This window comes from Rhodococcus sp. 11-3, from assembly GCF_023704055.1.
GTDB classification, from domain to species: domain Bacteria; phylum Actinomycetota; class Actinomycetes; order Mycobacteriales; family Mycobacteriaceae; genus Rhodococcus; species Rhodococcus aetherivorans.
The window spans coordinates 227884-245924 of sequence record NZ_CP080406.1; the positions used below are offsets into that span (position 1 = coordinate 227884).

The 18041-nt window shown below is 70.0% G+C and carries 18 protein-coding genes and 1 pseudogene; 8 read left to right on the top strand and 11 right to left on the bottom strand.

Annotated elements, in window-relative coordinates:
* The first annotated feature begins 58 nt into the window (after positions 1-58).
* The 3 genes and pseudogenes from KZJ41_RS01045 to KZJ41_RS01055 all read left to right on the top strand — a co-directional run.
* Positions 59-1120: a RimK family alpha-L-glutamate ligase gene (locus KZJ41_RS01045; RefSeq protein ID WP_006944595.1), complete on the top strand. Its 1062-nt coding sequence runs from the start codon at positions 59-61 to the stop codon at positions 1118-1120.
* Entirely contained in the window at positions 1117-2190 is a 1074-nt protein-coding gene (locus KZJ41_RS01050; RefSeq protein WP_065923213.1) for a SagB/ThcOx family dehydrogenase, read from the top strand. Before KZJ41_RS01045 ends, KZJ41_RS01050 begins: the two co-directional genes overlap by 4 nt.
* A gap of 6 nt (positions 2191-2196) precedes the next feature.
* Positions 2197-3342: pseudogene (locus KZJ41_RS01055) on the top strand (MFS transporter); the annotation flags it as partial.
* 48 nt (positions 3343-3390) lie between these two features.
* On the opposite strand, the gene KZJ41_RS01060 reads toward KZJ41_RS01055, so the two are convergent.
* From KZJ41_RS01060 to KZJ41_RS01075, 4 genes are all read right to left on the bottom strand, one after another.
* Positions 3391-4368, bottom strand: a complete 978-nt coding sequence (locus tag KZJ41_RS01060; RefSeq protein WP_065923212.1) for a nitronate monooxygenase family protein — start codon at positions 4366-4368, stop codon at positions 3391-3393.
* A gap of 25 nt (positions 4369-4393) precedes the next feature.
* Positions 4394-4792, bottom strand: a complete 399-nt coding sequence (locus KZJ41_RS01065; RefSeq protein ID WP_029546954.1) for a nuclear transport factor 2 family protein — start codon at positions 4790-4792, stop codon at positions 4394-4396.
* A 67-nt stretch (positions 4793-4859) separates the two neighbouring features.
* Positions 4860-5780 carry a crotonase/enoyl-CoA hydratase family protein gene (locus KZJ41_RS01070; protein ID WP_198163343.1) on the bottom strand — a complete coding sequence of 307 codons (921 nt, stop codon included), beginning with the start codon at positions 5778-5780 and terminating at the stop codon, positions 4860-4862.
* Positions 5781-5895: 115 nt separating this feature from the next.
* Positions 5896-6144, bottom strand: a complete 249-nt coding sequence (locus tag KZJ41_RS01075) for a WhiB family transcriptional regulator (RefSeq protein ID WP_006940478.1) — start codon at positions 6142-6144, stop codon at positions 5896-5898.
* Positions 6145-6705: 561 nt separating this feature from the next.
* On the opposite strand from KZJ41_RS01075, the gene KZJ41_RS01080 reads away from it, so the two are divergent.
* On the top strand, positions 6706-7467 hold the full coding sequence (locus KZJ41_RS01080) for a crotonase/enoyl-CoA hydratase family protein (protein WP_050034351.1): 762 nt from the start codon (positions 6706-6708) through the stop codon (positions 7465-7467).
* A gap of 15 nt (positions 7468-7482) precedes the next feature.
* Here the strand turns inward: KZJ41_RS01080 and KZJ41_RS01085 are convergent, their stop codons facing one another.
* The gene (locus tag KZJ41_RS01085) at positions 7483-7773 is read right to left on the bottom strand and encodes an SHOCT domain-containing protein (RefSeq protein ID WP_029546956.1); all 291 of its coding nucleotides are present in this window, start codon (positions 7771-7773) and stop codon (positions 7483-7485) included.
* A 60-nt stretch (positions 7774-7833) separates the two neighbouring features.
* Complete coding sequence (locus KZJ41_RS01090; protein ID WP_006940473.1) at positions 7834-8283, bottom strand: DUF6325 family protein; 450 nt, start codon at positions 8281-8283, stop codon at positions 7834-7836.
* A gap of 288 nt (positions 8284-8571) precedes the next feature.
* Between KZJ41_RS01090 and KZJ41_RS01095 the strand changes: the two genes are divergently transcribed.
* From KZJ41_RS01095 to KZJ41_RS01105, 3 genes are read left to right on the top strand one after another with little or no spacing between them, the layout of a single operon-like run.
* A complete protein-coding gene (locus KZJ41_RS01095) occupies positions 8572-8973 on the top strand; it encodes a hypothetical protein (RefSeq protein ID WP_006940472.1) in 402 nt (133 codons plus the stop codon).
* A 30-nt stretch (positions 8974-9003) separates the two neighbouring features.
* Positions 9004-9543: a potassium channel family protein gene (locus KZJ41_RS01100; protein WP_006940470.1), complete on the top strand. Its 540-nt coding sequence runs from the start codon at positions 9004-9006 to the stop codon at positions 9541-9543.
* A 13-nt stretch (positions 9544-9556) separates the two neighbouring features.
* Entirely contained in the window at positions 9557-10975 is a 1419-nt protein-coding gene (locus KZJ41_RS01105) for a DUF2252 domain-containing protein (RefSeq protein ID WP_006940468.1), read from the top strand.
* Positions 10976-11005: 30 nt separating this feature from the next.
* Here KZJ41_RS01105 and KZJ41_RS01110 read toward each other — a convergent pair whose 3' ends face one another.
* The 3 genes from KZJ41_RS01110 to KZJ41_RS01120 form a co-directional block, all read right to left on the bottom strand.
* Positions 11006-11278, bottom strand: coding sequence for a hypothetical protein (locus KZJ41_RS01110; RefSeq protein ID WP_006940466.1), 273 nt, complete (start codon positions 11276-11278; stop codon positions 11006-11008).
* A gap of 350 nt (positions 11279-11628) precedes the next feature.
* A complete protein-coding gene (locus tag KZJ41_RS01115; RefSeq protein ID WP_044476165.1) occupies positions 11629-12099 on the bottom strand; it encodes a DUF6325 family protein in 471 nt (156 codons plus the stop codon).
* Between the two features lie 310 nt (positions 12100-12409).
* Positions 12410-13645 (bottom strand): sodium:proton antiporter, encoded by a 1236-nt coding sequence (locus KZJ41_RS01120; RefSeq protein ID WP_044476162.1) that lies wholly within the window; start codon positions 13643-13645, stop codon positions 12410-12412.
* A 334-nt stretch (positions 13646-13979) separates the two neighbouring features.
* Here KZJ41_RS01120 and KZJ41_RS01125 point away from each other — a divergent pair, with 334 nt between their 5' ends.
* Complete coding sequence (locus tag KZJ41_RS01125; protein WP_006940457.1) at positions 13980-16334, top strand: arylsulfatase; 2355 nt, start codon at positions 13980-13982, stop codon at positions 16332-16334.
* A gap of 10 nt (positions 16335-16344) precedes the next feature.
* Here KZJ41_RS01125 and KZJ41_RS01130 read toward each other — a convergent pair whose 3' ends face one another.
* On the bottom strand, positions 16345-17256 hold the full coding sequence (locus KZJ41_RS01130; protein WP_006940454.1) for a formylglycine-generating enzyme family protein: 912 nt from the start codon (positions 17254-17256) through the stop codon (positions 16345-16347).
* Between the two features lie 106 nt (positions 17257-17362).
* Positions 17363-17773: an SHOCT domain-containing protein gene (locus KZJ41_RS01135; protein WP_006940452.1), complete on the bottom strand. Its 411-nt coding sequence runs from the start codon at positions 17771-17773 to the stop codon at positions 17363-17365.
* Positions 17774-18041: the final 268 nt, after the last annotated feature.

Sequence of the window (18041 nt, forward strand, 5' to 3'; positions counted from 1 at the left end):
GGGGCACCACGGTGCCCCGGCCGTACCGTCCCGACGACCGCCACCGAAGGAACCCCTCATGACCGCTGCGCTGCCGTTGCTGCTGCGCTCGCACCCCCACCTCACCACCGCCTCCGCCGAATCCCGGGACTTCCAGGCCCGCGTCGGGCATCCCGCGGCGACGGATCCGGCGCCGTGTGTCCTCGTCCTCACCCGGGCCGCCGACCGCGAGATCGACGAGCTGTCGCTGTGGCTCGCCGCCCGCGGCATCGCGCTGGTGCGTCTCGACAGCGACCGGTGTGCCGACACGGACGTGCAGTGGGATCCGTTCGCCGGCCTGCTCACCCGCGACGGCCGGACGTTCCGGCCCCGGGCGTGCTGGCTGCGCTACTTCGACGTCGACGCACTGCGCACCGCGCAGACCACCCCCGACGCAGTGCAGCACGTGCGCGACCAGTGGCAGGCCCTCGTCGCCGCCCTTGCCGCGCACCCCGGCCTGCACACGCTCAACTCCGGGGCCCGGCCCGGAACCCCCGACCGCCTGACCCAGCTCGCCGCCGCCCGCGCGGCCGGGCTGCGTGTGCCCGCCACCCTCGTGACCACGCGGCTCGACGTCGCGGCCCGGGCCCTGCCGGGGCCCGGCGACCTGCTGGTCAAGAGCCTCGGCCGGCACTGCGTCGAACCGCAACCCGGCCGCCTGCGGGGCGTCTACCCGCAGCGCGTCAGCCGCGCGTCACTCGACGGCGAACACCGCACGGGCGCACCGGTGCTCGTGCAGGAGTATGTGGCCGCCGACCGGGAGCTGCGGATCCACGCCGTGGGCGGAACGCTGATCGGCTACGCGGTCACCCGGCCCACCCCCGAGTCGCTGTGGACCCGGCCGGAGTCGATCACCGTGCGGCGCTGCGACATTCCCGCCGACGTGGCCGCATCGCTGCGGACGCTCCTCGACCGGTTCCGGCTCGACCTCGCCGCCTTCGACCTGCTCGACACGCCCGGCGGCCCGGTGTTTCTCGAGGTCAACCCCGAATTCGACTGGCGCTGGACCGAACACGGCGCCGGTGACACCGACACCACGAACGCGGTGCGCGCCCTGATCGCCGCCGCGACCGCCCCCGCCCCCCGAGGAGAGAACCGATGACCCGCGTCGCCGTTGCCGAGTATGCGGTGCTGTTCTGGCGTGACGGCACGCTGGTGTGGGACGACTACCTGCACCACCGGCAGTTCGCGCTCACCCCCGACAGCGAGCGGGTGCTGCGCTGGTTCGCGTCGTGGCGCGAACTCGACAGCATCGCCGAACTGGGGGAGCTGTCGCTCGGAATCGCTCGCCGGCTGCTCGAGGCGCAGGTCCTCGTCGCCGAGGGATCGGCCGAGCACGTCGAACAACAGCAGATGCTCGCCGAGTGGGGCACGTGGGGCCCCTCGGCCCGCTACCTGCACTTCGCGGCCCGCACCGGCTCCGACGTCCGGTTCGCCGACGTGCTCGACGACGAGCTGCGGTCGGCGGCCAAGGCGAGCGAGCAGCCCGCCCCTGCGCCGGCCAAGTCCTACCCGCAGCATCCGATGATTCCCGTGCCCGGCGACCGGCCGGACTCGTCCGGGTGGCGGCGCCCGGGACTCGTCGACGCCCTGTTCGAGCGCCGCTCGGTCCGGCAGTTCACCGCCGACCCCGTGTCCCTGGACGCGGTGGGCACCGTCGCCCGCGTCGCGACGGGACCCGTCGAAGTGATCGACCATCCGCAGGTGGGGCAGGTGCTGTTGAAGACCAGCCCGTCCGCCGGCGCCCGCACCCCCATCGAGCTGTACCTCTACGCGAACCGCGTCGACGGGCTCGCGCCGGGGTTCTTCCACTACGCGCCGCTGCGCGGCGGGCTGGAACGGATCGGCGACAGCGTGCCCGGCTCCGTGCTGGGCGCGGCGCTCGGCGAGCAGCCGTGGCTGTCGGACTGCGCGGCGTTGCTGATCTACACGGCGGTACCGGCCCGGACCCGGTGGCGGTACGAACGTTCCCGCGCCTACCGCGACATCCTCATCGAACTCGGCCACGTCAGTCAGACCGTCCTGCTCACCGCCACCGCGCTGGGCCTGGGCGCGGTGACGGCGACGGCGATGCGCGACCGCGAGCTCGAGGACCTGCTCGGCTGCGATCCCACCGCCGAGCCGGCCCTGGCGGTCACCGCGCTGGGCCGCCCCGCCGCCGGACTCGGGTGACGCCCGTTGTCCGCCGGCGGTGGTGCGCTCCGCAACCCCGACTTCGCGCGGCTGTGCGCCGGTCAGGCGGTCGCGCAGCTCGGCAGCCGCGGCTACGGCGTCGCGATCATGTTGTGGGTGCTCGCGGTCAGCGGTTCGGCCGCGACGGTCGGGCTGGTCTCGACCGTGACGATGGGTGCCTTCACGGCCGCGACGGTCCCGGCCGGCTGGATCGTCGACCGCTTCGATCGCCGTCGCGTCATGATCACCGTCGACGCCTGCTCGGCGGCCGCCGCCGCGGTGCTCGCGGGCTGCGCGTGGCGCGGTCTGTTCCATCCGGTGCCCGTCCTCGTCGCGGTGTCGGTGCTCGGGGCGGGGTGGGCGGTGCGCGGACTCGCCGAGGACGCGGCTGTGCCGCAGGTGGTTGAGCGCGAGCAGATCGGCACGGCGTACGGGCTTTTCGAGGCGCGGGGGTACGCGACCGGGGTGGCCGGCCCGCCGCTCGCGGCGACCCTCTACGGTCTCGGCGCCGCGCTGCCCTTCGCGGGACATGCCGTGTCGTTCGTGGTGGCGGGAGCGGCCGCGGCCCGGGTGCGCACCCCGCTGCAGGCGCCGCGCGTCCCCGGTTCCGCCGCGGAACGGCCGTGGGCCGCCATCCGGGACGGGGTGCGGTGGTTCGCCGCCCACCCGTTCGTCCGCACCACCGCGGCGCTGACGGCCGTCGCCGAGTTCGTGGTAAACGGCTGTGGTCTGGTGGTGGTCGTGCTCCTGGCCGACAGCGGCGCGCCGTCCTCGACGGTCGGGATCGCGCTCGCCGTCGCCTACGGCGGGGGCATGCTCGGGGCGCTGGCGGTGCCGCGGCTCCGCCGCCGGATCCCGGCCCACCGTCTGCTCGTGCTCTCGGCGGGCCTCGGTGTCCTGGCGGTCCTCGCGGCGGCCACGGGGTCACCGGTCGTCGCCGCCGCCGGTTATGCCGCCCTGCTGGCGGTGACCCCGTCGTGGTCGGTGGTGGTGACCGCACGCTGTGCCGAACTGGTGCCCGACGAGGTGCGGGGCCGGGTCGGCGCGGCGACCGGGCTGGTCACCTCGTTGCCGGCGATGTTCGCCCCGCTGACGGTGGGCGTGCTGACGACGGCCGTCGGCGCGGCGAGCACCGCGTGGATGCTCGCCGCGCTCCTCGGCGGGGTGGTCGTGGCGACCGCGGTCAGCCGGACGGTGCGCCTACAGGCCGGCGAGCCGCTCCCGCGCCGCGCGGTACTCGGTGGCGAGCCGGTCGACGAGCTCGGCGGCGGGGACGACGGCGTCGATCGCGCCGACGCCCTGCCCGGAACCCCAGATGTCGCGCCAGGCCTTCGCCTTCGCGCCGGTTCCGGAACTCTCGCCGGTGCCGAAGTCCATGGCCGACGGGTCCGACACGGCGAGGTTGTTCGGGTCGAGCCCGGCGGCTTCGATGCTGCCGCGCAGGTAGTTGCCGTGCACGCCGGTGAACAGGTTGGAGTAGACGATGTCGGCGGCGGTGGAGTCGACGATCATCTGCTTGTAGCGGGCGTCGGCGTTGGCCTCGGCGGTGGCGATGAACGCCGAACCGACGTAGGCGAGATCGGCGCCGGCGGCCTGGGCCGCGAGGATCGAACGGCCGTGCGCGATCGAGCCCGACAGCAGCAGCGGGCCGTCGAACCACTCACGGATCTCCTGGACCAGCGCGAACGGTGACTGGGCGCCCGCGTGGCCGCCGGCGCCGGCGGCGACGGCGATGAGGCCGTCGGCGCCCTTGTCGACGGCCTTGCGGGCGAAGGTGTTGTTGATGACGTCGTGCAGGACGATGCCGCCGTAGGAGTGGATGGCGTCGTTGACGTCGGTGCGGGCGCCGAGGGAGGTGATGACGACCGGGACCTCGAACTCGACGATCGTGGCGAGGTCTTCTTCGAGGCGGTCGTTGGAGCGGTGCACGATGAGGTTGACCGCGTAGGGCGCGGACGGCGCCTCGGGGTGGTTGGCGTCGTGCTTGGCGAGGGCCTCGGTGATGCGGGTGAGCCACTCGCGCAGCATCGCCTGGGGGCGCGCGTTGAGCGAGGGGAAGGAGCCGACGACGCCGGAGGTGCACTGGGCGATCACCAGGTCCGGACCGGAGACGATGAACATCGGCGACGCCACGACGGGCAGGCGCAGCCGGTCTTGCAGGATCGAAGGCAGGGCCATGCGAATCTCCTTGGTGATTTCGGTGTTACGACTGCCCGAGCTGGGCGGCCATGAGCGGGATGAGGGCCTGCAGGCCCTTCAGCGGGCGGGCCATGACCTTGAACGAGATGATCCGGCCGCGGTCGTCCCAGCGGATCAGGTCGATGCCGTTGACGTGGATGCCGTCGAGATCGGCGGTGAACTCGAGAACCGCCGAGTCGTCGTTGTACCACTCGTCGACGTAGCGGAACCCCGTACCGGAGAACACGGTGAGCGCCGCCCGCAGGTAGGCGACGGTCTTGGCCTTGCCTTCCTGCGGCGTGAACACCGCGGGGGAGGAGAACACGGCGTCGTCGGCGATCAGGTCCTCGAGGGCGGCCATGTCCTCGTGCTCGACGATGTGATGCCAGCGTTCGACGACGGGGGGCCGGGTACGAGTGGTCATGGTTCCCTCTCTGTGTTCGTCGCTTCGAGCGTAGGGGCCGCGCCACTAAACAGTCAATGGTGACCGTTCACCCGCGGAACGGCGGTACGGGCAGATCGTCGCGGAACAGGTCCGGCAGGTCTGCGGACACGCTGTCCGGGAACGCCGCGGGACGCTTCTCGAGGAACGCCGAGATGCCCTCGCGGGCGTCGCGCCCGACGCCGCGGAGGTTGATGCCGCGCGTCTCGATGCGGTGCGCGACCATGGGGTGCTCGGCGCCCAGCGTGCGCCACATCATCTGCCGCGAGAGCGCCACCGACACCGGGGCCGAGTGCTCGGTGAGGCTGCGGGCCAGCGCATACGCCCGCTCGAGCAGTTCGGCCCCGGGATACAGCGCATAGACGAGCCCGGCCGTGTGGGCCTCGGCCGCGTCGAAGATCCGTCCCGAATACACCCAGTCCAGGGCGGTCTGCAGCGGAACCAGGCGGGGCAGGAACCAGGTGGAGCACGACTCGGGGACGAGGCCGCGGCGGTTGAACACGAAGCCGATGCGGGCGTCGTCGGCGGCGAGGCGGAAATCCGCCGCGAGCGTCATGGTGATGCCGACGCCGACGGCCGGGCCGTTGATCGCCGCGATGATCGGCTTGCGGCACTCGAACATGCGCAGCACGACGCGGCCGCCGCCGTCGCGCCGGACGTCGGCGGCCGTGTCATCGCGCCGGACGTCGGCGGCCGTGTCATCGCGCCGGACGTCGGCGGTCGCGTCGTCGCTCGGCTCGTCGAGCCGCTGCGCGAACGTGTCGGCACCGCCGGAGAGGTCGGCGCCGGCGCAGAATGCGCGCCCGGCGCCGGTGAGTACAACGGCGCGCACGGAATCGTCGGCGTCGCAGCGATCGTAGGCCGCGATCAGCTCGTGCTCCATCGTGGTGGTGAAGGCGTTGAGCCGGTCGGGGCGGTCGAGGGTGATGGTGGCGATGCCGTCGGCCACGGCGAGTGCGATGTGTTCCACGCCGGCCAGCATGACATGTTTACTGAACGATCGGTAGGTGCCAGGGCCATGCACAGCGCGGCGCCCCCGTCACCACGGGAGTCGGCGACGGGGGCGCAGGGCGCGGCGTGCGGGCTTATCCGCGGGTCACGCGGCCGCGGCGGAACTCCCGGCCGCCCCAGATGCCGGACTGCCGGGTCTCGGTGGCGTAGGTGGCGCACGCGGTGGCAAGGGGGCAGCGGGCACACACGTTGCGGGCGTAGTCGAACGACTCCGACGGGTCCGGGAACCAGGCGTCCGGGGTCGCGTCGCCGCGGCACGCGGCCAGGTCCCAGTCCGGCGTGGCGTCCGACGGGGCGAGCAGGTCGGTGAGCATTGTGGTCACGGGCAGGTCCTCCTTCCGAGGATGGGGATGCAGATCTGGTCGGGGCGGCGCAGGACTCGCGACGGAGTCGCTGCCGCCCAGTGCGGTGACTCGAATTCGCTTGTGGCAGATGGGTTCTCGGTGCCGTAAACGAAGTCGGAGCGGCGGTCACCGGACGAGGGGTGTCCGCCCGGCGGTCAGCACCTGCCGGGTGGTGCCGCCGGCGGCCCCGCATGTCGGGGCCCGGCCGGCGGAAGGATGCCCGCGACGGGATGCCGCATCGGCTGCCGCACCGGCGCAGCCGGGGGTGATGTGCACATCGCATGCCTCCTTCCGTGTCGTGGCCTTCCGTGTCGTGGCCGTCGTCGATCGGTCGGGTCCAACACGCCCCGCGGCCGGGTTCTTCCCGCCCGTGCGCGAACAGTGACGGGTACCTCATGACCCCGGCCTCCCTACATAGGTTTCGGCTATGGGTCGATACCCCGTTCGGACTTTGTCTCGGGCGCCGGTCCGGTGATCGACTCGACGGGACGTTCCGCCCCGTGCCCGGCCGGAACCCCGAGGATCCCGAGGAGACACCACGTGAGCGCTGTACTGACCGAGTTCGGCGACGGCATCGCCGTCATGACCATCAACCGGCCCGAGGCGCGCAACGCCGTCGATCTCGAGGTCGCCAAGGCGCTCGCCGCCGCCGTCGACGAGTTCGAGGCGCGACCGGACCTGGTCGTCGGGATCATCACCGGCGCCGGCGGCACCTTCTGCGCCGGCATGGACCTCAAGGCGTTCACCCGGGGCGAGCGGCCCTCGCTGCCCGGACGGGGATTCGCCGGGCTCACGGAGCGGCCGCCGACCAAGCCGCTGATCGCCGCGGTCGAGGGCTGGGCACTCGCCGGCGGGTGCGAGCTCGCCCTCTCGGCGGACCTCGTCGTCGCCGCCCGGGGCGCCAAGTTCGGCCTGCCCGAGGTCAAGCGCGGGCTCGTCGCCGCGGCCGGCGGTCTGCTGCGCCTGCCCAAGGTGCTGCCCTACCAGCTCGCCATGGAGATCGTGCTCACCGGTGACCCCCTCACCGCCGAGGTGGCGCACGCGCACGGCCTGGTCAACACCCTCACCGAGCCGGGCGCGGCCCTCGACGGCGCGCGGGCGCTCGCCGCCCGCATCAGCGGCAACGGACCGCTCGCCGTCCGTGCCTCCAAGCAGATCATGTCGTCGGCCGTGCAGTACACCGACGCGGAGGCGTTCGCGTCGCAGCGTGCGCTCGTCGAGCCGGTGTTCGCCTCCGCGGACGCGCAGGAAGGGGCCCGCGCGTTCGCCGAGAAGCGCGCGCCGGTGTGGCGCGCGGAGTGACGGCTCCGGGAACCGCTACGACGCGAGGATCCGGGCCTTCTCGGCCTCGAACTCGGCCTCGGTCAGCACACCCTGCGTCTTCAGTTCGGCGAGTTCCTTCAGGGCGGTGATCCGGTCCATGCCGCCGGCGCCGCTCTCTGCGGGGGGAGCGGCGGCCGGCGCCGGGGCGGGCGGTGGTGGCGCGTACTGGGGCTGTTCCTCCGCCGCCCAGCGCCGGCCCTGGCGCCGGGAGACCCGGTTGGAAACAGCGGTGGCGGTTCCGGCCACCACGGCGGTGCGGGCGACCCCGCGAAGCAGTCCGGGCATGACGGTGTTCTCCTCGGGTGGGCGTTCGGCGTAGTCGGAATCGGATCCTGCTGCGGTGGTTCAGGTCTGGGCGTCGAGCGCCTCGAGTGATGCGAGGATGCTCTGAACCGGGATGCGGCCGGAGGCGACGAGTTGGGCTCCGTTGCGGCGCAGGGCGGCCGCGAAGGGTGCGGCCCAGGTGTTCTCGTAGACGACGATCGCCGCCGAGCATCCCGGTTCGAGAGCCGCACCGGCCTCGCCGAGGTCGGTGTCGTCGAGCAGGCCGGTGGCCGCCTCGGCGAAGAGGGTCACGTCGATGTCGCCCTCGAGTCCGACCTCGGAGATGTCGATCCCGCTCAGCGAGCCGTCGGTGTCCTTGCGGACGAAGGCGAGGTCGAGCACGCGGATGATTCCGCGCGCGACGAGGTCACGCAGCAGCGGCAGGGCCGAGCCGTCGGGCTGACGGTCTGCCGGGAACTCGACGACGAGATAGTCGATGGGACCTATTTCGTCGATGTCGGCATCGTTCACGGGTATACCTCTTTTCGCTGTGCCGGGAACGGGGCCATCGGGCCGTGTCCACCCGCGTCGACTCGGTGGCTGGTGCACGCGACCGACCCCGGCAGCCACCATCCTGCTCCGCTCGGTCCCGGAATGCCCTCGCTTCGGTCGATGTGGTGACCAAAGGCCTCTCGCATCCCTGGAATGCCGGTCGTCGGGCGGTCGAGGTCCGGCGAAGATCATCAACTCTATGCGAGGCGGCCGGTGGCGCGCGCACAATACCGTACGTCGGGCCGAATCGAAGGGAAGGCGATTGGCATGTCCCAGGACACGAGTGTCAAACACGATGTGGCGGCCGGTACCTCCATGGGCGCCGCGATCATTCTCGTCACGATCGGCATCCTCCAGGTCTTCCAGGGGATCGCCGCCGTGGCGGAGGACGAGTTGTTCGTCGTCGGGATCGAGTACACCTACAAGTTCGACTTCACCACCTGGGGATGGATCCACATCGTGCTCGGTGCGGTGATCGCTCTGGTGGGTTTCGCGCTGTTCACCGGCGCGACCTGGTCGAGGGTGGCGGCCATCGTGCTTGCGTCGCTGTCGATTCTCGCCAACTTCATGTGGCTGCCGTACTACCCGTGGTGGTCGGTGCTCATCATTGCGCTCGATGTGGTCGTCATCTGGGCGGTGGCCACGTGGAACCCCCGACGGGACTACTGACCGCGGCACCGCCGGGTTGGGACGTCGCCGATGACCGACGGTGAGGCCGGGCCGAGCCTGCCGGGGGTGGGGGGCCGCCGGTTGCTGTGGCTGGCTGTGCTGCGGCCGGCGCTCACCACGATCGTGTTGTTGATCGCGTACTTCGTGCTGCCGTTCGAGGATTTCGACGATGTCTCGGCCGTGGCAGTGCTCGCCGGTGGGTTCCTGGTGGTGTGCGCCGTGTGCGCCTGGCAGATCCGGCAGGTGCTGCGGTCACCGTATCCCGCAGTGCAGGCGATCGAGGCGCTGCTGCTGACGGTCGCCGTCTACCTGGTCGGGTACGCGACCGCGTATCACGTCCTGTCGTACAACGTTCCGGAATCGTTCGACGTGCCGCTCTCACGGATCGATGCCCTGTATTTCTGCGTGACCGTTTTCGCGACAGTGGGTTTCGGAGACATCGTCGCCACCACCCAGGCCGCGCGGGCGGTCGTCACCGCACAGATGGTTGGCAACCTCGTCCTCCTGGCGCTCGGCCTCCGGTTCCTGACCGCCGCCGTGAAGTGGCGCCAACAGCAGAAGAAGACGTGAGAGGGAGAACCTGATGACCGAGACCTCGAGAAGCGAGCCAGTGGTCGAACACCCCACCAGGGAGGAGCGGGCGGAACGGGGGCGGGCGGCCCGCAGCCGGACCCCGCTGTCCGCGCTCGCCGAGTTCGATACGAGCCGTCGCCCCGATCCGCTCGACCTGCTGGAGCGGCAGGCGACGTCCCGGGTGCCGGAGCTGGTTCCGGTGCGCTACGGCCGCATGGCAGAAACGCCGTTCTCCTTCTACCGGGGTGCGGCTCTGGTGATGGCGGACGATCTGTCCCGCGGGCCCACCACGACCGTCCTCACCCAGCTGTGCGGGGACGCGCACATGAGCAATTTCGGAATCTTCGCCACCCCGGAACGCAAGCTGACCTTCGACATCAACGACTTCGACGAGACCTACCCCGGCCCGTTCGAGTGGGACGTAAAGCGACTGGTCACCAGCCTCGTGATCGCCGCGCGGGACAACACTTTCACGGGCAAGCAGCAGGCGCGCATCGCCCGCGCCTGCGCAGCGGAGTATCGCGAGACGATTGCCCGGCAGGCGGAGCGGGGAAATCTGGCGGTGTGGTATTCGCACATCGAGCCCAGCACCGAACTCACGGAACTGCGCGACGAACTCGACTCGTCCATGAAGAAGCGCCTGCGCAAGACGCTCGAGAAGTCGCGCCACCGGGACAGCGTCCAAGCGCTGTCCAAGTTGACCGAGGTGGTCGACGGCCGTCGCCGGATCATCAGCACCCCGCCGCTCATCGTCCCCATCGAGGAGGTCTTCGCTGCCGCGGACCTCGAACAGCTGTACCAGGAACTGCATCAGCGCCTGCGTGACTATCGGTCGACGCTCCAATGGGACCGTCGGGTGCTGCTCGAACAGTTCGAGTTCGTGCAGGCGGCGCGCAAGGTGGTCGGCGTCGGCAGCGTCGGAACCCGGGCCTGGATCTTCCTGTTGCGCGGCACGGGTGACGACGACCCGCTCTTCCTGCAGGCCAAGGAGGCCCAACGGTCCGTTCTCTCGTACTACGTGGACGGCCCCACGTTTGCCAACGAGGGTGAACGTGTGGTCAACGGCCAACGTTTGATGCAGGCGGCCAGCGACATCTTCCTCGGCTGGCAGCAGGGCCCCGGACCGGACGGGGTCCGGCGAGACTTCTACCTGCGTCAGTTGCGGGACGGCAAGGGCTCGGCGGTCGTCGAGGCGATGACTCCCACCGGAATGACGCTGTACGGGCGGCTGTGCGGACGGGTACTGGCGTATGGGCACGCCCGATCCGGCGACCGCATCGCGATCGCCGAGTATCTCGGTTCCGGCACCGAATTCGACGACGCCATCACGGCATTCGCGATCGCCTACGCCGAACAGAACACACGCGACCACGCCGCACTCCTCGGTGCGATCTCCGAGGGGCGGATCACTGCCCGGCGAGGTATCTGATCCTGACGGGCCCCCTCACCGAACGGGAGGTCATGCCTCTTCCAATGCCTCGCCGATTCCCTGGAGGAGGCGGTGGTGATGCGCCTCGGCCAGAAGGTGACCCGCGGTGAGAGCAACTGCAACCGGCCATTCGAGGAGCTCGAGGGCAACCAAGGTGCCGATACCCGCGAGGTAGGCGAGCTGCTCGGGTGGCGGAATGCTGATGCGGCCCATGATCGGCAGGTCCAGGACGAGGTGTTCGGCTTCGCGCAGCCGTTCGAGGGCGGGCCGAGGCGCTGTCGCAGCTGACGTCGTGGCAGTCATGGGAGCCTCTTTCACTGTCGGTTCTACGGACGACGTTCCCTCCCCGTCCGTACTTGCGGATTCTGCTGCCATGTCACTGCCGGATCGGTGGGGCCGGAGTGGCGCGATCGGCCCTCTGCGGTCCGGGCGGCTCCCCCACGGTGCGCACGCCGTCGGGGAGCCGATTCGTGTTTCGGCCGCAGGGTCAGCGCCGGTCTCTGCGGTCCTCTCGTCGATCTTCCCGGCGGTCGGAACGACGGCGGACACCGTGAGCGACCACCGCCGCCGTCGCGACGGTCGTGGCCGTACGAGCCACGGGCGCGGGTCCGATCACCGCGGCGCGACGCATACGCCTGGCTGCGAGGGGCATGTCAGTCTCCTTCTTGTTCGTCGGCCTCGATTGCGGCCAGCAGGGCTTGTACGGGGATGCGGCCGCTGGCCACCAGCTGTCCGCCGGCCCTGCGTACCGCCGATGCGAACGGCGCGGCCCACAGGTTCTCCCACACCAGCAGGGCCGCGGTGCTGCCGGGCTCGACGGCCGCGGCGACCGCTTCGACGTCCTCCTCGCTGAGCAACATCGCCAGCTCGGCTTCGTAGGAGCGGAGCGCGCCGATCTCGCTCTCGTCCAGGTCGGCGAGCTCGAACGCTTCGAGCGATCCGTCGGCGTCCTTCTTCAGCAACAGCAGATCCAGTACGCGTACTGTTCCGCGTTCGACGAGGTCGTCGAGCGCGGGTGCGATCTCGCCCCTGAACCTGCTGCCCGGGAACTCCACCACGATCCAGTCCACCGGACCGAGTTCGTCGATGTCGCCGCCGAGTTGCTGTTGGACTTGTTCGGTCATCTCGTCATCTCCTCTGCCGAGCTGCTGTCCGTGGAATACCAAGGGCGACAGATCGTTCGTGAGTTCCACGTCCGACGGGCGGTCCTCTACGAGCCGCCTCGTCTCGGATGGCCGGCTTGTCGAAGAGTTAGATGACGACCTGGCAAGTCGGTCTGCCGGTGTTTATCCGACAGAGTCGACGCTAGACCTGATGGCCGCGCCCGGAAAGGGGATCCGGTGAAGGCCGCTCGATCCGATGACCTACCGTGCCGGAAATGGACCCGAGCAAGGCAGATCGGATGTTCCGGACACAGATCCGGTGCCGCGCCGTCTACGCCTCGTGTGCCGGCTGCTGTTCGGGACGGGGGTGACGGCGGAACCATGCGGCGTACCGGTCGGCGAGGGGGGCGGCGGTGACCCCGTGGGCGAGGACCGACAGGCCCACGGTGACGACGGCGGTGAGCAGCAGCAGGTCCTCGTGGGGCAGGGTGCCGGGTTCTTCGAGAATCAGGATGACGAAGACGATGGTGGCCAGTCCGCGGGGGCCGAACCAGCCGAGGAAGGCAAGGGTCGGGGTGCGGGCGTGGGTGCCGAGCAGCGACAGCGCGACGGGGACCATGCGGACGACGGTCAGGCTCAGCACGGCGTAGGCGAGCACCGGCCACGACAGGTGTCCGAGGGCCGGGCTGAGCAACACCGCCCCGAAGACGATGAACGTGACGGCATTGAACACATCCCCGGCCTCGTCGATCAGGTGGGAGACCTCCCCCTCGGCGCGGCGCCGGATCGCCCCGAAGGTCAGCCCGCCGACGAACGCGGCGATGAATCCCGAGCCGCCGAGGGGCACGGCGACGGTGTAGGCCAGCGTGGCGGCGGCCACCGGCACGATCTGAACCCACAACGGGTCGATCGTGCGGTGCCGCCCGGCGAGGATGAGCACCGCCGCCGCGACCGCCCCGGCACCTACCCCGGCGACGATGCCGTAGCCGATCTGCTCGGTGACCAACCGTACGGCTGCACCGCCGCCGATTGCCCCGGACTCGGCGCGTGCGATCGCCAGCACGATCAGGAACAGCGGTACGCAGATGCCGTCGTTGAGGCCGCTTTCGACGTTGAGTCCCTGGCGCACCCGCGACGGCAGGATCGGCAGGGTGACCACCGCCTGCCCGAGAGCGGCGTCGGTGGGCGCGAGGAGCACGGCGAGCAGCAGCGCCTCGGGCCAGGAGAGGTCGCCCAGCACGAGCACCGCGGCGCCGAACCCGGCCGCGATGGTCAGCGGTAGTCCTATACCGAGAAGGCGTGCAGGAAGTGAGATCTCGGCTCGTAGAGCGGTCGGGTCCACGCGGGCGGCGTCGGAGAACAGCACGAGGGCGAGGGTGACCTCGGCGAGAAGTTTCACCGTTTCGCTGGTGGCCTCGACGTCGATCAGCCCGGCAGCCTGTGCGCCCAGCACGAGGCCGCCGACGGTGAAGACCATCGGGGCCGTGACGGAAGTGCCCGCGACCCGTCCGGAGATCGCCGCGAATACGAGCAGGATGCCGGCGATCGCCGGAAGCGCCCAGGTCACGATGCCCCCTCCGCGGGCGGAGGGCGGTGGCGGGGTGCGTCGGCCGGCCATCGGCGTCCGCGCGGCAGAACGAGAGCTGCCACACCCAACCACAGCGGAATTCCCAGGAACACCAAGATGATCCACGTCATGAGTCGGGTCCTTCTCGCCTCGCCGCACCGGATTTCCGGGACCGGCTCGACCGGAGGGGCGGCGTCGTCACATTCTGCCGAATCCGAGACATCGTGCGAAGAACTTCGGCGGATCGGGCCGTTTGCATGGTCGGCGATTCGGACGGTCGGTACGCTCGAGACGCCGGAGACCGACAGGTCTGCTCGAGATCGGGAGCGTCGCCATGGCAAGGACCCACCACGGAAAGATCGCCGTCGACATCCGCGACTCCGTCCCGGACTGGGCGCCGTATCTGCCTGCGCAGGCGCCCGAGGGCGCCCCGAACGTCCTGATCATCGCGTGGGACGACGTCGGGTACGGCAGCATGGACATCTTCGGGGGCCCGATCGAGGCACCCACCATGCGCCGCATCGCCGACCGGGGTGTGAAGTACTCGAACTTCCACACCACCGCGCTGTGCTCCCCGACACGGGCGTCGCTGCTGACCGGGCGAAACGCGACGACCAACGGCATGGCGACCATCGCCGAGTTCAGCTCCGGGTTCCCGGGCATCTCCACCCACATTCCCTTCGAGAACGGGTTCGTCTCCGAGGTGCTGGCCGAGCAAGGGTGGAACACCTACTGCGTCGGCAAGTGGCACCTGACCCCGGGCGACGAGACGAACATGTCGGCGGTCAAGGCCCGGTGGCCGTTGGGCCGCGGGTTCGAGCGGTTCTACGGCTTCCTCGGCGGCGAGTCGAGCAGCTGGTACCCCGACCTGGTGTACGACAACCATCCGATCGACGCCCCCGGCACCCCGGAGGACGGCTATCACCTGTCGAAAGACCTGGCGGACAAGGCAATCGAATTCATCCGCGACGCCAAGGTCGTCGACCCGGACAAACCGTTCTTCATGTACCTGGCCCCGCAGGCCGGGCACGCCCCGCATCACGTGTTCACCGAATGGGCCGACCGGTACAAGGGCAGGTTCGACCAGGGCTACGAGGCCATCCGTGCCGAGATACTGCAGCGGCAGAAGGACCTCGGGTTGCTGCCCGAGGGCACCGAGCTTTCCCCGATCAATCCGCACGGGGAACCGGCCACCACCGGACCCGACGGACAGCCGTGGCCGCTGCTCGACACCGTCCGGCCCTGGGACTCGCTCACCGCCGACGAGCAACGCCTGTTCGTACGGATGGCCGAGGTCTTCGCCGGCTACATCTCCTACACGGACGATCAGCTCGGCCGAGTGATCGACCTGCTCGAAACGACCGGCGAGCTCGACAACACCCTCATCGTCGTGGTCTCCGACAACGGTGCCAGTGGTGAAGGAGGGCCGAACGGATCGTTCAACGAATGGCGGTTCTTCAACGGGGTTCCCGACACCACCGAGGGCACCCTGCCGCACCTCGACGAGCTCGGCACACCGCTGTCGTACAACCACTACAACACCGGCTGGGCGTGGGCCTTCGACACACCGTTTCCGTACTGGAAGCGCTGGGCCGGCTACGAGGGTGGCGTCGCCGACATGTGCGTGCTCTCGTGGCCGGCGCGGATCGACGCCTCGGCCGAGCCCCGCCCGCAGTACGTCCACGCCGTCGATGTCGTCCCGACGATCTACGAGTTGCTCGGCATCACCCCGCCCGAGGTCCTGAAGGGGTACACCCAGAGTCCGCTCGAGGGAGAGAGCTTCGCGTCCTCGCTGACCGATCCCGCAGCGCCGGGCAAGGCCGTGCAGTTCTACGCGATGCTGGGGCAGCGCTCGCTGTATCACGAAGGGTGGCTCGTCTGTTCCGTGCATCCGCCGCTGTCCGGGTGGGGCCACTTCGACAAGGATGTGTGGGAGCTGTACCACCTCGCGGAGGACCGGGCGCAACTGCACAACCTCGCCGACGCCGAACCCGAGCGGCTGGAAACCCTGAAGAGTCTGTGGTTCTACTACGCCGGCCGCTACCACGGGCTACCGCTGGACGACCGCAGCGCCCTCGAACAGGTGCTCGCCGAACGCCCCCGCCCGGGAAAAGCGCGAGACCGCTACGTCTACTACCCGGACTGCGCGGACGTCCCCGAGGCGGCCGGTGTCGCCATCACCGGACGGTCCTACACGATCGTCGCCGGAGTCCACGTGGACTCGGCTGATGCCGAGGGCGTCCTCTACGCCCACGGCGGCCTGGCCGGCGGCCACAGCCTCTACGTCAAGGACTGCCGTCTGCGCTATGCCTTCAACTGGGTCGGCACGCACCTGCAGACCGTGGTCGCCGACCGGGACATCACTCCCGGTGCCCACGTGTGCACCGCCGAATTCGCAGTCGCCGGGAAGAACACCGATCCGGCGATGCCGGGCTTCGCCGGCACCCTCACCCTCTACGTCGACGATCAGCAGGTGGCCACCGGTGAGATCGTCACCCAGCCGGGGGTGTTCTGCCTCGTCGGTGACGGTATCTGCGTCGGGCGTGACAGTGCCTCTCCGGTCACCCCGGACTACGTGTCCCCGTTCCGGTTCACCGGGGGCACGATCGACAAGGTCGTCGTCGACGTTTCCGGCGAACGCTATGTCGACCACGAGGCGCAGGTGCGGGCCTGGTTCTCGATCGATTGACCGGCGCTGCTCAGCGGCCGCGCACGATGCAGCGGAATCCGATGTGGCAGGTGGAGGTTTCCGCGCTTTCCCCCTGCCTGGCTGCGGGCCGGTAGCGCAAGCAGTAATTGGGGGCGCAGAGGTGCGATCCGCCCTTGATGACCCGCCGGGGATGGGCCTCGGCACCGGTCTCCGGCGCGAGCGTGCGTGGGTTGGCGGGAATGCAGCACGCCGTGGCGGGGGCGGTGTCACGTCCGTCCGCCCCGTGACGAGCGGTGAAGTAGTCCGTCGTCCATTCCCACACGTTGCCTGCCACGTCGACCAGGCCGTAACCGTTGGGCCGGAAGCTGCCCACCGGAGACGTGCCGACGTACCCGTCTTCGGCGAGGTTCTGCCACGGGAACTCGCCCTGCCAGGTGTTGGCCAGGTACCGCCCCTTCGGGGTGTACTCGTCGCCCCACACGAACCGGGCCCGATCCAGGCCGCCGCGGGCCGCGAACTCCCACTCGGACTCGGTCGGCAGCTCCTTGCCCGCCCACCGAGCGTAGGCGAGCGCGTCGTAGTGGGACACGTGCGTCACCGGATGGTGTTCGCGGCCGCCGGCCGAACTTCCGGGGCCCTCGGGATGCCGCCAATCCGCACCCGGCACCCACGACCACCACCGGCGGTAGTCGTCGAGGGGTACGCGCCGAGCCGGCGGGGTGAACACCAGCGACCCGGGTACCAGCAGCGCCGGGTCGGCATCGGGATAATCGGCGGGTTCGGGCGCGACCTCGGCGGTGGTGACGTGGCCGGTGTCCTTCACGAAACGCCGGAACTCGGCGACCGTGACCGGATGAATGTCCATCCAGAATCCGTCCACACTCACCTGGTGGACCGGACGCTCCTCGGGGTAGAACTCCTCCGACCCCATCCAGAAGGTTCCGCCCGGAATCCAGGTCATCTTCTTCGGTGCTCGACCCGCCGACGCCGCTGGCTGCATGCGTCGAGTATCTCGGAACCGGCTCGCTGCGAGCGGGTCCTCGGGATGCCGCGCAGGTCCTGGCCTGTCAGACCTGCATTCCGGTCTGTCCCGCGGATGCCTGTCCCAGAGCCGTGGCCTTGAGTTGCTCGAACTCCGCTTGGGTGATCACTCCCGAGTCGTGCAGCGCCTTCGCATCGGCGATCTGCTCGGCCGGGGACTTGCCGGCCACCTGCCGGATGTACTCGTCGGTGGCCTGCTTGGTCTCCTGCTGGGCACGCATCGACCGCTCCGCCATGCCGCGGCCCCGGGCGATCAGATACACGAACGCGGTCAGGTACGGGAGGACGACCAGCCCGATCACCCAGAGGGCTTTGGCGAAGCCGGAAACGGTGTGATCGCGGAACAGGTCGACCAAGATCTGGAACAGCACGATCAGGTACGCCACGAACGCGAACACGATGATCGTGTACCACACGTAATCCCAGAACGAATCCATGATGTGCACCTCCTGTGAGCGGCTCCGGCGATGGACCGAACCTCCGCGATATCGGGCGACTCACATCGAGAATGGCACCCCAACCGGCGTCTCCGCAGGGGATAAAGACCTTGAAACCCACCCCGACCCTGAAACCCACCGTCCCCCCGGGTGTCCTCGACACGAAGACGCCCGTACGCGGGCCGGGCCCGCATCCGACACGAACGCGGCGCGACCTGTGTCCGTTTCGAGACGTGCTCGCGGTCGAAGCGGTGATTCAATGGTGAGA

Bases quoted from the DNA above. Each gene is read 5' to 3' on its own strand.
- KZJ41_RS01085 (WP_029546956.1), bottom strand. From the start codon at position 7,773: ATGCCCGGACTGCTTCGCGGGGTCGCCCGCACCGCCGTGGTGGCCGGA.
- KZJ41_RS01115 (WP_044476165.1), bottom strand. From the start codon at position 12,099: ATGACCGAACAAGTCCAACAGCAACTCGGCGGCGACATCGACGAACTC.
- KZJ41_RS01050 (WP_065923213.1), top strand. From the start codon at position 1,117: ATGACCCGCGTCGCCGTTGCCGAGTATGCGGTGCTGTTCTGGCGTGAC.
- KZJ41_RS01110 (WP_006940466.1), bottom strand. From the start codon at position 11,278: ATGACTGCCACGACGTCAGCTGCGACAGCGCCTCGGCCCGCCCTCGAA.
- KZJ41_RS01045 (WP_006944595.1), top strand. From the start codon at position 59: ATGACCGCTGCGCTGCCGTTGCTGCTGCGCTCGCACCCCCACCTCACC.
- KZJ41_RS01065 (WP_029546954.1), bottom strand. From the start codon at position 4,792: ATGACCACTCGTACCCGGCCCCCCGTCGTCGAACGCTGGCATCACATC.
- KZJ41_RS01060 (WP_065923212.1), bottom strand. From the start codon at position 4,368: ATGGCCCTGCCTTCGATCCTGCAAGACCGGCTGCGCCTGCCCGTCGTG.
- KZJ41_RS01105 (WP_006940468.1), top strand. From the start codon at position 9,557: ATGACCGAGACCTCGAGAAGCGAGCCAGTGGTCGAACACCCCACCAGG.
- KZJ41_RS01130 (WP_006940454.1), bottom strand. From the start codon at position 17,256: ATGACCTGGATTCCGGGCGGAACCTTCTGGATGGGGTCGGAGGAGTTC.
- KZJ41_RS01100 (WP_006940470.1), top strand. From the start codon at position 9,004: ATGACCGACGGTGAGGCCGGGCCGAGCCTGCCGGGGGTGGGGGGCCGC.
- KZJ41_RS01095 (WP_006940472.1), top strand. From the start codon at position 8,572: ATGTCCCAGGACACGAGTGTCAAACACGATGTGGCGGCCGGTACCTCC.
- KZJ41_RS01125 (WP_006940457.1), top strand. From the start codon at position 13,980: ATGGCAAGGACCCACCACGGAAAGATCGCCGTCGACATCCGCGACTCC.
- KZJ41_RS01135 (WP_006940452.1), bottom strand. From the start codon at position 17,773: ATGGATTCGTTCTGGGATTACGTGTGGTACACGATCATCGTGTTCGCG.